11 protein-coding genes are annotated in these 12589 nt (G+C 50.4%); 10 read left to right on the forward strand and 1 reads right to left on the reverse strand.

All coding sequences use genetic code 11. The annotated features are described in order from the left end of the window. The first annotated feature begins 17 nt into the window (after positions 1-17). The 6 genes from HBA93_RS11205 (at position 18) to HBA93_RS11230 (ending at position 7813) form a co-directional block, all read left to right on the forward strand. Positions 18-1862 carry a potassium transporter Kup gene (locus HBA93_RS11205; RefSeq protein WP_286201882.1) on the forward strand — a complete coding sequence of 615 codons (1845 nt, stop codon included), beginning with the start codon at positions 18-20 and terminating at the stop codon, positions 1860-1862. A gap of 292 nt (positions 1863-2154) precedes the next feature. Then, positions 2155-2787, forward strand: coding sequence for a TetR/AcrR family transcriptional regulator (locus HBA93_RS11210; RefSeq protein WP_121991649.1), 633 nt, complete (start codon positions 2155-2157; stop codon positions 2785-2787). Positions 2788-2863: 76 nt separating this feature from the next. Beyond that, positions 2864-3883 (forward strand): ketol-acid reductoisomerase, encoded by a 1020-nt coding sequence (gene ilvC, locus HBA93_RS11215; RefSeq protein ID WP_121991427.1) that lies wholly within the window; start codon positions 2864-2866, stop codon positions 3881-3883. A 98-nt stretch (positions 3884-3981) separates the two neighbouring features. After that, complete coding sequence (locus tag HBA93_RS11220) at positions 3982-4488, forward strand: GNAT family N-acetyltransferase (protein ID WP_122092225.1); 507 nt, start codon at positions 3982-3984, stop codon at positions 4486-4488. A 206-nt stretch (positions 4489-4694) separates the two neighbouring features. Beyond that, on the forward strand, positions 4695-5915 hold the full coding sequence (locus tag HBA93_RS11225) for an aminotransferase-like domain-containing protein (protein ID WP_221723310.1): 1221 nt from the start codon (positions 4695-4697) through the stop codon (positions 5913-5915). Positions 5916-6190: 275 nt separating this feature from the next. Next, entirely contained in the window at positions 6191-7813 is a 1623-nt protein-coding gene (locus tag HBA93_RS11230; protein ID WP_221723311.1) for an ABC transporter substrate-binding protein, read from the forward strand. 80 nt (positions 7814-7893) lie between these two features. Here the strand turns inward: HBA93_RS11230 and HBA93_RS11235 are convergent, their stop codons facing one another. Then, positions 7894-8322, reverse strand: a complete 429-nt coding sequence (locus HBA93_RS11235; RefSeq protein WP_122092224.1) for a BA14K family protein — start codon at positions 8320-8322, stop codon at positions 7894-7896. Between the two features lie 329 nt (positions 8323-8651). Between HBA93_RS11235 and HBA93_RS11240 the strand changes: the two genes are divergently transcribed. The 4 genes from HBA93_RS11240 (at position 8652) to HBA93_RS11255 (ending at position 12532) form a co-directional block, all read left to right on the forward strand. After that, positions 8652-9788, forward strand: coding sequence for an endonuclease/exonuclease/phosphatase family protein (locus HBA93_RS11240; RefSeq protein WP_502910092.1), 1137 nt, complete (start codon positions 8652-8654; stop codon positions 9786-9788). A 29-nt stretch (positions 9789-9817) separates the two neighbouring features. Next, the gene (locus HBA93_RS11245) at positions 9818-10525 is read left to right on the forward strand and encodes an NUDIX hydrolase (RefSeq protein ID WP_221723312.1); all 708 of its coding nucleotides are present in this window, start codon (positions 9818-9820) and stop codon (positions 10523-10525) included. 162 nt (positions 10526-10687) lie between these two features. Next, positions 10688-11641 carry a PhzF family phenazine biosynthesis protein gene (locus tag HBA93_RS11250; protein ID WP_121991421.1) on the forward strand — a complete coding sequence of 318 codons (954 nt, stop codon included), beginning with the start codon at positions 10688-10690 and terminating at the stop codon, positions 11639-11641. Between the two features lie 72 nt (positions 11642-11713). Then, on the forward strand, positions 11714-12532 hold the full coding sequence (locus tag HBA93_RS11255; protein ID WP_221723313.1) for a DeoR/GlpR family DNA-binding transcription regulator: 819 nt from the start codon (positions 11714-11716) through the stop codon (positions 12530-12532). Positions 12533-12589 lie beyond the last annotated feature (57 nt).

Here is a 12589-nt window from a genome sequence, read left to right on the forward strand (position 1 = left end):
GAAATCTGAAGCTTTTAATGATGGGCGCGCTTGGCGTCGTCTATGGCGATATCGGTACAAGCCCGATTTATGCATTTCGTGAAGCGCTGCACGCTTCTATCACCGACGGCAATTTGTTGCGCATTGAAATTCTTGGTGTGATCTCCCTGATCGTCTGGTCACTGGCGCTGATTGTGACCGTGAAATATGTGCTGTTTGTGCTGCGTGCGGACAATAATGGCGAAGGTGGTATTCTCTCGCTGATGGCACTGGTACGCTCCAGTTTTGCCAATCGTCCGGATATTATTCTAGGTATCGGTATTGTCGGTGCATCACTGTTCTTTGGTGATGCGGTGATTACACCGGCAATTTCTGTACTTTCCGCAGTGGAAGGGCTGGAAATTGTTGCGCCGGATATGACGCCCTATGTCGTGCCGATTACGATCACTATTCTGGTTGTGCTGTTTTTTGTTCAGAAGCACGGCACAGGACGTATGGCGAGTATTTTCGGGCCAGTGATGCTGATCTGGTTTCTGGCACTTGGCCTCACAGGTTTTATCCATATTTTTGATGATCCGGGCATTCTGGCCGGGCTTAATCCTTATTACGCCTTTGCATTTCTTGGCGGTAATCCGGCCACGTCCTTTGCTACGATCGGTGCGATCTTTCTGGCGGTTACCGGTGCCGAAGCGCTTTATGCCGATCTCGGTCATTTCGGCCGCAAGCCGATCGTGCGGGCATGGCTGTGGATTGTGTTTCCGAGCCTGATCCTCAATTATTTCGGGCAGGGTGCTTTCATACTGACGCATAGCGCTGCGGGCGGTGAGGAAGTACGCAATCCGTTTTTCCAGATGATGCCGCATTGGGCACTGCTGCCGATGGTGCTATTGGCAACTGTTGCAACAGTTATTGCCAGTCAGGCGGTTTTGACCGGTACTTATTCGCTGGCGCGGCAGGCGGTGCAGCTGAATATTCTGCCAAGGCTTGAAGTGCTGCATACATCTGAAACATTGCACGGCCAGATTTATATGCCTCGCATTAATATGCTGCTTGGTATTGCCGTTGTTCTGTTGGTGGTGACCTTCCAGAAGTCGACAAATCTGGCTGCAGCCTATGGTATCGCGGTTACCGGTAATATGCTGGTGACAACGACCCTGCTGTTCTTTGTTATGCGTCGTCTCTGGAAATGGAGCCTGCCGGTTGTGGTGCTGACGATTGCCGGTTTCGCTATTGTTGATCTGATGTTCTTCAGTGCTAATCTGGTCAAAGTGCATCAGGGCGGCTGGGCATCGATTGTGGTGGCCGCGCTGGTGCTGCTGGTGATGTGGACATGGGTGCGCGGCAGCCGCCATCTGTTTCAGAAAACCCGTAAAACAGAAGTGCCGCTGGATATTATTGTCAGCCAGATGGCGCGTAAGGAACCTGTTATCGTGACCGGCACGGCGGTGTTCCTGACCGGTGATCCGTCCAGTGTGCCGACTGCTCTGATGCACAGCCTCAAACATTACAAGGTTCTGCACGAGAACAATGTGATCCTGACCGTGGTGACAGCTCCGCGCCCTTGGGTGGCTGAGGATGACCGTGCGCGCGTATCGCAATATAGCGACCGGTTTATGCAGGTGACGCTGACTTTCGGCTATATGCAGTCGCCTAATATTCCGCGTGCGCTGGGGATCTGCCGCAAGCTTGGCTGGAAATATGACATCATGACCACGTCATTCTTCCTGTCGCGACGCGTCTTGCGTATTTCTCCGCGTTCACCAATGCCGCTCTGGCAGGCAAAATTATTTATTACGCTTGCCCGCAGTGCATCAGATGCCACGGAATATTTCCAGATTCCGACTGGTCGTGTGGTGGAGATCGGTACACAGGTTAATCTCTGAGTGTCTGGCCAAAAAGACACCGGACATGGTTGCGAATGGTAATATTGGCCTCAGGCATGAACCGGCCTTTGCAGTGTTTAGAATGCTGTATTATTTTCCCCTGCCTGTAGCGGGCAGGGGAAATAGCCTATAAAATTTGTTTCAGCATAAAATCCCTCTTGCATTGTTGTAAAACTGGCGGCATAGTCCGAACCGTAACGTACGGTACGCACGATGAGAATCTCGTCAGGCTGCTGTTCAGACAAAAATTAAGGAGCGTGGAAGCGTGCAGTTGCAGCAACCTGAGAATGTCGTGAGCAATGTCGGAACAGGCACAGAGCTGACAGATCGTCAGAAGGATGTGCTGAATGCCGCGCTGGAGCTCCTCGTTGAGGGTGGTGACAGTCTTACGATGGCGGGTGTTGCACGGCGTGCAAGCTGCTCCAAGGAAACACTGTATAAATGGTTCACTGACCGTGACGGCTTGCTGACCGCAACTGTGCAGTGGCAGGCGTCAAAAGTGCGTGTTGTGCCGGTGGCGCGGGAAGGGCTGGATGAAGAATCGCTCTTTACCAGTCTGGAGCATTTTGCCCGCGACTGGCTGCTGGTTCTGTCCGGCTGCACATCCATCGCACTGAACCGTTTAGCGGTCAGCCATGCGGGTTCCGGTAAGTCGGATCTCGGTGAGATCGTGCTGAATAATGGTCCGATCGCTATGGCGCGTCGTCTCAAGCCGGTACTTGAGACCGGCCGCGATGCAGGCCTGCTGGACTTTGATGATATTGATGAGGCTTTTGCCTCGTTCTTCGGCCTTGTGGTGCGCGACATGCAGATCCGTCTGCTGCTCGGCGACCGCCATGAGGTCAGTGATGCAGAAATTATCCGCGATGCCAGAACGGCAACACGACAGTTTTTTGCTCTTTACGGAAATAAGGCCGGCGCCTGATTTTGCCGGTGTGGAATAGTGCCGGTTTTGAGGAAAAACGGCACAGACTAATAGCATAGAAGGAAGGGAATATCCTATGCGCGTTTATTATGACAGTGATGCAGACGTAAATCTGATTAAAGGCAAAAATGTTGTTATCGTTGGTTACGGTAGCCAGGGTCGCGCCCATGCGCTGAACCTGAAGGATTCCGGTGCCAAGAATGTCCGCATTGCGCTGCGTATGGATTCTGCCACTGTTAAAAAAGCTGAAGCTGACGGTTTTGAAGTTCTCAGCGTTGCAGATGCTGCCAAATGGGCAGACCTGATGATGATGGCAACCCCTGACGAATTGCAGGCTGACATCTATAAAGAACACATCCACGACAATCTGCGCGACGGTGCTGCCATTGCTTTTGCTCATGGTCTGAACGTTCATTTTGGTCTGATCGAAACCAAAAAGACTGTCGACGTTGTAATGATCGCGCCAAAAGGCCCGGGTCATACTGTGCGCGGCGAATATCAGAAGGGCGGCGGCGTACCTTGCCTGATCGCTATCCATCAGGATGCTTCCGGCAATGCCCATGATCTGGCTTTGTCTTACGCTTCGGGCGTTGGCGGTGGCCGTTCCGGCGTTATCGAAACCACATTCAAGGAAGAGTGCGAAACCGATCTGTTCGGTGAGCAGGCAGTTCTCTGCGGCGGTCTGGTTGAACTGATCCGCGCTGGTTTTGAAACGCTGGTTGAAGGTGGTTACGCACCTGAAATGGCTTACTTCGAGTGCTTGCACGAAGTGAAGCTGATCGTTGACCTGATCTATGAAGGCGGTATCGCCAACATGAACTATTCGATCTCCAACACTGCTGAGTGGGGCGAATATGTAACTGGCCCGCGCATCATCACTGCAGAAACCAAAGCTGAAATGAAGCGCGTTCTGCACGATATTCAGACCGGTAAGTTCACATCCGACTGGATGCAGGAATACCGTGCCGGTGCTGCACGCTTCAAGGGTATCCGTCGTATGAACGACGATCACCAGATCGAAGAAGTTGGTGCCAAGCTGCGCGGCATGATGCCTTGGATTTCCAAGAACAAGCTGGTTGATAAGGCTCGCAACTAATCTGGCATTGCTTAATCACTGAATATCAGGCCCGCACAAAGTTTTGTTTGTGCGGGCCTGATTATTTATGGCAGTACTGCTGACGGGAGGAATGAAATATGAGTGAAGTTACTATCCGGCAGTTGAAGTCCGATGACTTTGCTATCCTTCGGGACATCCGGCTGGAAGCTCTGCAACTGCATCCGGAAGCCTATAGTTCTGCCTATGAGGACTGGGTAAAGTTCTCTGAAGCTGATTGGCGTGCAAAGTTAAATGCACCGGTTTTTGCTGCTTTCGACGGCGATAAAGCTGTCGGGCTAATTGGTTTGTGGCCTCAGGACGGTGCGCGGACATCCCATCGTGCGATTGTTGTGATGGTCTATGTGAAAAGCGAAATGCGTGGCCGGAATATTGGTCAGAAGCTGATGCAGGCTGTTGAGATCTATGCGCGTGATAATGGTTTCAGTCAGCTTGAACTCAGTGTACTTGCTGAAAACAAAACTGCTTTGCAGCTCTATATGCGCGAAGGTTATACGGAATTCGGACGCCGGCCGAACTGGATATCGTTGAATGGTGAAATGTATGACGAAGTGATGATGGTGCGATCGCTTGCTGAAAATGCATGATTGTTAGTTTTGTGCGGCTGATTTTGTTCGAATGTAACGAAATTATCCATCAAATCGCAATAAAATGAATAAAGGTCAGTAATGCTGACATATTTTGCTTGTTTTGTTGTGAAATACGCATAAGGTGATAACCAAAGGCACACAGCTTTTAGTTAAGTTTTATGTTCTATTTCACGGCATCTCTTTTGACTTTATGAGGAACCCCCATGCTGGATTGGGAAAAAATATTCGCAACACGTTCATCGCGTATGAAAGCGTCGGAAATTCGTGAATTGTTGAAACTGCTTGAGCGTCCGGATATTATTTCTTTCGCGGGTGGTATTCCTGATCCGAAACTGTTTCCGGCAGAAGAATTCAAAGAAGCCTATGCCGATATTTTCGCCACGGGCAAATCCGATGCAGCGCTGCAATATTCGGTAAGTGAAGGCTATAAGCCGCTACGCGAATGGTTGCAGGGTGAAATGGCAAAAATCGACGTGCCTTGCACTGCCGAAAATATCTTCATCACTTCGGGTTCGCAGCAGGCGCTGGATTATCTCGGCAAGCTGTTCCTGTCGCCGAATGATACGGCGCTGGTTGTGCGTCCGACCTATCTTGGTGCACTGCAGGCTTTCAATGCCTATGAGCCGACCTATGATACATTGCAGCCAAACGGCAACCGCACTCCGGCTTCCTATGAAGAAGCTGCAGAGAAGGCTGGCGGTAAGGTAAAATTTGCTTATTTTTCGGCAGATTTCAGCAATCCGACCGGTGAAACCATTGATCGTGAAGGCCGCGAAAAGCTGATTGATCTGGGCGATGAAATGGATATCGCGCTGATCGAAGATGCTGCCTACCAGTATCTGCGTTTTGACGGTACACCGATCCCGCCGGTTCTGGCGCTGGAAATTGAGCGCAAAGGCTCGATTGAAAATACCCGCACGATCTATTCCGGCAGCTTCTCCAAGACGCTGGCACCGGGTTTGCGTGTTGGTTATGTCGTTGCTAATGCGACAGTCATCCGCAAACTGGTACTGATGAAACAGGCTGCTGATCTGCATTCCTCAACCATCAATCAGCTGGCTGTGCATCATGTTGCTGCCAATGGTTTTGATGCGCAGATTGCAAAAATCCGTTCTGTCTATTCGCGCCGCCGCAATAAAATGCTGGAAGCGCTGGATAAATATATGCCGAAATCGGCCACATGGACAAAGCCTGAGGGCGGTATGTTCGTCTGGGTCAATCTGCCGGATTATATGAACGGCGCTGATCTTCTGGCCGCTGCGATTGAAACAGAGAAAGTGGCTTTTGTTCCGGGTAAAGCATTCCATGCAGATGGCACCGGTGCCAATACACTGCGTCTCGCTTATTCCTGTGCCAATGACGAGATGATTGAAGAAGGCATCAAGCGCCTTGGCAATCTGATCCGTGCCCATGAGAAAAATTGAGAAATAAGCAATCTCAACGAATGAAAAAAAGCCGGAGCCCGTTGCTCCGGCTTTTTTATATCTTCACGGCCAGAGTTTCAGCTGAAGTATATCGCCGTTAAATGGATGTATTTAATTGCGATATGCTTCAGTGCTTAACATGCTGAATTTACGGCTTTCTTTATAAAAAGATGCTTGGCTTTGTCCGGCAATCCTGTAGCCTGATCTTGTTATAATTTTATAAATCTGAGTCCTTACACAGCGACAGGATTCAGGCGGAAAGTGAGGGGAAACTCATGACTATAATTAAAAAATACACGCTGGCTCTGGCCTGCGCGTCGGTGCTTGGCCTGTCGGCGGCTGCTGCACAGGCGGCAACGCCGGCGGATACGCTGGTTGTGGCAATGGCCATTGATGATGTGATTTCTCTCGATCCGGCAGAAATTTTCGAGATCACCACGTCGGAAATTCTGACCAATACCTATGAACGTCTGGTGACCACAGATCCGAAAGATCCGACCAAGATCATTCCGCAGATTGCGGAAAGCTGGGTGATTTCGGAAGACGGCAAGACCATTACTTTCAAGGTTAAGCAGGGGCAGAAATTTGCTTCTGGCAATCCGCTGACGGCGCAGGATGTTGTTTATTCTCTGCATCGCGCGATCAAGCTTGATCTCAGCCCTGCATTCATCATCAGCCAGTTTGGTCTGAATAAAGACAATGTGGAAAAGCTGGTGACTGCGCCGGATGATTATACGGTTGTGTTCTCCACGGAAGAAACTTTCGCGCCGAGCTTCGTGCTCAATGCGCTGTCTTCCAGTGTGGCTTCTGTTGTCGACAGCAAGCTGGTTGAAGAACATGCGGTTAAAACCGAGAAAACAGAAGCTAAACCATTTGATACAGATTTTGGTTATGACTGGCTCAAGCGTAATTATGCAGGTTCCGGCGTTTACAACCTGAAAGAGTGGCGTTCGAATGAAGTGATCCTGCTGGAGCGCAATGAGAACTATAGCGGACCAAAACCGGCTGTAAAACGCGCTATTTACCGTCATGTGAAGGAAAGCGTGTCGCAGCGTCTGCTGTTGCAGGCCGGTGATATTGATGTTGCCCGTAATCTTGAGCCGGGTGATATTGCAGAATTTGCCAAGAACAGTGATTTCAATATTCTCAGTGCTCCGAAAGGGCGCACCTATTATCTGACAGCCAACCAGAATGTGCCAAATCTTGCCAAGCTGGAAGTGCGTCAGGCGATGAAATATCTCGTTGATTATGACGCTATTGAAACTACGCTGATTAAAGGTATTGGCCGCACGCATCAGTCTTTCCTGCCGCTTGGTATGTTCGGCGCGATTGATGACAAGCCGTTCAAACTAGATGTTGATAAGGCCAAGCAACTATTGGCCGATGCCGGTCTGCAAGACGGTTTCAGTGTGACGCTCGATGTGCGTAATACACAGCCAGGCGTTGGTATTGCTGAAAGCATTCAGCAGACTTTTGCGAAGGCCGGTATTAAAGTTGAGCTGTTACAGGGTGACGGCAAGCTGACGACGACAAAAGTACGTGCGCGCAAGCATCAGCTTTCGCTGGGTATCTGGGGCCCTGATTACTGGGATCCGCATACCAATGCATCGACCTTCTCCTATAATCCGGATAATAGCGATGAAGTGTCGATGAAAACGACAGCATGGCGCAGCTCGTGGGACATTCCTGAAATGTCCAAGGAAACCATGGATGCGGCAAAAGAAACAGACACTGCAAAACGCGAGCAGATGTATCATAAAATCCAGAAGGATTTTCAGGAGACAAGCCCGTTCGTGATGCTTTATCAGCAGATTGAAACGGCTGTTGCGGCCAAAAATGTCAAGAACTTCAATATGGTGGCTGATGCTAACTATATTACCGAAGTCAGTAAAGACTAAATTTCAGCACCTGCTGTAAACATTTTATGCCCCTTCCGCGATCATTGGCTGAAGGGGCATAATTATTTGAGAAGCAAATTTCAGAATGGCGAATTGCAGGTGGTGCGGCTGCCGGCAAAAGGCTGATATGTATTATCGGACGCACGATATGAGCGGTACTGATTGCTGCACCACTGCATATGGTTGATATTATCACCCGCATTGGCTGATTTTGCCGAGCCGATGCGTTTTGTAGCACCGCGCTGTACCAGCGGATCGCCGTTTTTGTAATTCAGTACACCGTCTTCCGTATAATAGGCGCCGCTTTCTTTGCAGAGTGTGGAGCCGTAACAGTTACGGCTGGCGGGGTCTGCGCGATTGCCGCCGGTAATGCCGCCGACAATCAGAAGGCCGGTCGGGTTCAGAGAGGGAATGCCGCCGCTGATCTGGTTACCGCCTGCATAGGCCGATGCGCCGGAAAGCAGGGCAATGCCCACTGTGAATGCGGTTTTCAGAATGAATCTGGACATAGCGATATCCGTTCGTAAATTTATATAGCTTAAGGCTAATATAGTGCAAAAATGCTGCCAATTTAAGGGGCAGGCTTTCTGAAGAAAATCAGTTGCAGGCAATATCACTGATTGCAATTCAACATATGGTGTTTAGGTTGAGTTATCACATGCTGCGGAAAAGCGGACACCGGTTTTCCGATAATGGCATGCGTAAAAAAGGAAATAGAGCGGGCACTGTGATCCAATCGGGGCGTAAAATGCTCTGGAGCGCCGGTTTATCCTGTAATATGAACACAATGATGAGTAGCTTAATGTCTGAGACGGTTTCTGCGCAATCAACACCGGTTATGGATAATGCTCTGCCGGAAGGGCCGGTATTATTCACCTTAGCGACATTCAATATCGAAAACCTGATGCGCCGGTTTGATTTTACCGGTTACCGCAATGAGTTGCGTCAGGATCGCTCATTACAACTCTTTGCCATTGATAATGAAACACAATACCGGCAGCTCGAACAGGCGCGGATGGTGGCGCATACGGATGATACGCGGCAATTATCTGCTCTGTCGATCGCGCAGACACGGGCGGATATTCTCTGCCTGCAGGAAGTTGATGATCTCGCTGCGCTGAATGCTTTCGAATATGGCTATTTGTTCAAGATGGTGGGGCAGGGCTACAAACATAAATATCTGATCGACGGTAATGACAGCCGCGGTATTGATGTCAGCGTGATGATGCGTGACGTAACGCGCAGCGGCCACGCGATTGAGCTGGTGAAGCTGGAGAGCAATGCACATCTGACCTATCAGGATCTAGGTATTTATGATCCGGTGCTGTCCTCAGTGGGGATTGAAGCCCATGAGCGGGTGTTTAAACGCGATTGCCTGATGCTGGATCTGCGCATCGGCGGCAAGCCGCTGACGGTCTTTGTTACGCATTTCAAATCCATGGGCGGTGTGCGCTATGGTCAGGATCCGAAGCTGACAACGCTGCCGGTACGGCTGGCCGAGGCACAGGCGGTTCGTATGATTATTGAGAGAAAATTTGGCCGTGACGGGGCTGCGGATGCTTCATGGCTGATCTGCGGTGATTTTAATGATTATTACGAGAAGCTTGCGATAAGTGGTGACCAGTGGGACGGCTATAATTTTACGCCGGTTCAGGAGCCGGATAATTGCCTGAATGTTTTCCTGAATGACGGTTTTGCGGTTAATCTGGTAGAGCGGCGGCCGGTGCTTGATCGCTGGACATTGTATCACACACGTGGCCCGCAGGAGCGTCATCTGTGCCAGCTGGATTATATCTGGGCATCACCGGCACTGGCGCAGCGTAATGCGCAGGCTGTGCCGGAAATTATCCGCAATGGTCAGCCTTACCGCACCTTATTTCCTGAAGGGCAGGATGTGGTGCGTTTCCCGCGTATTGGCTGGGACAGACCAAAGGCAAGTGATCATTGTCCTGTTGCCGTCACACTTGAGCTTTAAGGACAGGCTCAGTCTAACGGAGCAGACGAATGCAAAGCAGAAACCAGAACAGAGTTTATCCTGTCCGTGACGTCAGGATACAAGTTGTTGCCGGTGTTCCTGATTATGTTGTCCGGAACCAGCAGGCTATTGATGAAAACTGGCAGCAGGAAATTGCAGCCAACCCGACACTCTATGACGGAGAAATTTATCTGGCAGCAGAGGCGCGCCTGTCTGAGGATATTCTGAGTGCGCCCTATCAGCGTACCAGTTTTCGCAGTCTGCTCTATTGGCGTAAAGATAAAAGTACGGATAAGCCGTTTCATATTTTCGGTAGCGGTGTCATCGTCTCCTCCGATAATCAGCTATTGCTCGGACAAATGGCCTCACACAACGCTGTCGGCGGTCGGATTTATTTTCCGGCGGGTTCCAATGACGATCAGGATATTGTTAACGGCGCGGTTGATCTTGACGGAAATGCCAGACGTGAAGTGCTGGAGGAAACCGGAATTGATCTGAACCATGCAGTGCATACCAGCGGCTATAGTCTGGTTATGTGTGATCGCAGTCTGGCGTTGTTCCGTTGTTATTATTTCGACCGCACGGCGAATGAATTGCAGACGCAGGCGGAGGAATTTATCGCAGCGCAAAGGCAGCCGGAATTATCGCGGGTGCTGATGATCGGGCAGGGCGGCATATTGGATGAACGTAGTCCGGATTATATTCGCACTTTCACCGACTGGTATTTTGCGCAATAGTAACGGCATATGATGCGGGCGGCTGAGATTTGAATTGCATATTATGCACTTCATGAATCATTTGAATGTTTTAACCGGCAATGCAAATGTGTTGAATCAGATACGGTACTTTTGAAAGTTCCGGAGCGGGGCGGACATGGATCATCTTAAAGGGCAGGGAATATGAACGGCATGGCTGTACAGGGGCGTTTCTACGAGATCTATGATGTTTTCACCGAGAAACCTCTAAGCGGTAATCCGCTTGCTATTGTTCATGATTCTGAAGGGCTTGATGATGCCACGATGCTGGCCATTGCCCGCGAGTTCAATCTCTCGGAGACTGTGTTTGTTGCTCCTGCAGTCAATCCGCTACACACAGCTTCGATACGGATTTTTACGCCGGATTATGAGCTGAATTTTGCCGGTCATCCGACTGTAGGTACGGCGGTTGCGCTGGCCTATAAGAATTGCAACGGGCAAAAACCTCAAACTGATCTGATCATGACGCTTGAGGAAAAAGTCGGGCCGGTGCGTGTTGCAGTTCATTGCGCAGGCTCCGGTGATACGGAAGGGCAGTCGGCTGCCTTCGCCGAATTTGACCTGCCACGCCTGCCTGAGCGCGTGAATATCACCGTAGAGAAGGAGCAAGCCGCCGCTGCCTTGCGCCTCAATACACATGAAATCGGCTTTGAAAATCACGTGCCTTCGGTCTGGAGCGGCGGTAAGCCGTTTGTGCTGGTGCCGGTGAAGAATATGATTGCCGCTGCTAAAGTTGTGGTCGATCCGGTTTTTGTTGAAGATCATATGCAGGCTTTTGAAGGTCGTGCGATACCTTTCTACATCTATACCCGCGAGACACGGCTTTTTGAGAGCAATTATCATGCGCGGATGTTCACATCCGGCAAGCATGTCTATGAAGATCCGGCCACCGGTTCTGCGGTTGCCGCCTTTGCCGGTGCAATCAACGAATTTGACCAGCCTGTAGACGGACTTACGCAGCTATGGATCGAGCAGGGTATTCAGATGGGCAGACCATCGCGCATCCGGCTGGAGCTGGATGTGGCTGCGAAGAAGCTGACCGGTGCGCGTATCGGCGGCAGTGCGGTTAAGGTTGCTGAAGGCTATCTGAAGATTTAGAATATGTTGCATTGCGTGGCTGTTTCTTGCTAAAAGTCACAAGATGCAACATTTCTGTATCTGGAGTTGTCTGTGGCAGAAACCTCATCGCAATCTGATCATCAAAACCTAGCTGGGCAACGCATTCTGGCATCGCAGCGTCATGATGAAATTCTGCGCAGGCTGAATGAAGATGGCGTGGCGGGGATCAGTGAGGTTGCTGCATTTTTTGACGTCTCACGGGAGACAATTCGCCGTGATCTGAAACTGCTGGCACAGCGGGGATTGCTGGCGCTGGTTCATGGCGGGGCTACAAAAATCCAGCTTCATGAGCCGGCCTTCGGGCTGCGTAGTCAGGAAAATAGCGGAGGCAAGGCCGCGATAGGTCAAGCCGCCTGTACCTTGATCCGTTCCGGAATGGTGATTTTTCTGGACTCCGGCACAACGACTTTGGCTCTTGCTCAGGCTTTAGCGCAACAGGATAAAGCACCGGAAAACCTGACAATTTGCACCACAAGTCTGCGAATTGCATTACAGCTTTGTCATGTGCAAACCATTCGCGTGCATATATTAGGCGGAGAAATCAGCCCTGAAGAAGAGGCCAGCGGCGGTATTGATGTATTACAGGCGCTGGAGCATTTCCGGTTTGATCTGGCATTTCTTGGCACTGGCGGTATTACTGCCGAGGGCGAGATTACGGACTTTACCCGTAACGGTGCGGAATTGCGCTCGCGGCTGGCTGTTGTTGCCGGTGAAGCATGGTTTCTGGCCAGCGCAGAGAAATTCGGACGCATGACGCCGCTTCGTGTTGCACATTATGAGCAAGCCGCAGGCATTATTACAGATCACAGACCGGAGCCGCATTTTGTGGCAGCACTGGCTGAGAAGGGCCTTCGGTTACATATTTCATAAATGTGATATTTTGTTGCATTTAATGTTGTTTTTTGTTGTTTTGTTTTTATAGTGATC

The sequence above is a fragment of the Ochrobactrum sp. SFR4 genome (assembly GCF_019730395.1).
Lineage (GTDB): Bacteria > Pseudomonadota > Alphaproteobacteria > Rhizobiales > Rhizobiaceae > Pseudochrobactrum.

Coding starts and splice junctions, on each gene's coding strand:
- HBA93_RS11235 (WP_122092224.1), bottom strand. CDS start 8,322: ATGTCCAGATTCATTCTGAAAACCGCATTCACAGTGGGCATTGCCCTG.
- HBA93_RS11220 (WP_122092225.1), top strand. CDS start 3,982: ATGAGTGAAGTTACTATCCGGCAGTTGAAGTCCGATGACTTTGCTATC.
- HBA93_RS11240 (WP_502910092.1), top strand. CDS start 8,652: ATGGATAATGCTCTGCCGGAAGGGCCGGTATTATTCACCTTAGCGACA.
- HBA93_RS11230 (WP_221723311.1), top strand. CDS start 6,191: ATGACTATAATTAAAAAATACACGCTGGCTCTGGCCTGCGCGTCGGTG.
- HBA93_RS11250 (WP_121991421.1), top strand. CDS start 10,688: ATGAACGGCATGGCTGTACAGGGGCGTTTCTACGAGATCTATGATGTT.
- HBA93_RS11225 (WP_221723310.1), top strand. CDS start 4,695: ATGCTGGATTGGGAAAAAATATTCGCAACACGTTCATCGCGTATGAAA.
- ilvC (WP_121991427.1), top strand. CDS start 2,864: ATGCGCGTTTATTATGACAGTGATGCAGACGTAAATCTGATTAAAGGC.
- HBA93_RS11245 (WP_221723312.1), top strand. CDS start 9,818: ATGCAAAGCAGAAACCAGAACAGAGTTTATCCTGTCCGTGACGTCAGG.
- HBA93_RS11205 (WP_286201882.1), top strand. CDS start 18: ATGATGGGCGCGCTTGGCGTCGTCTATGGCGATATCGGTACAAGCCCG.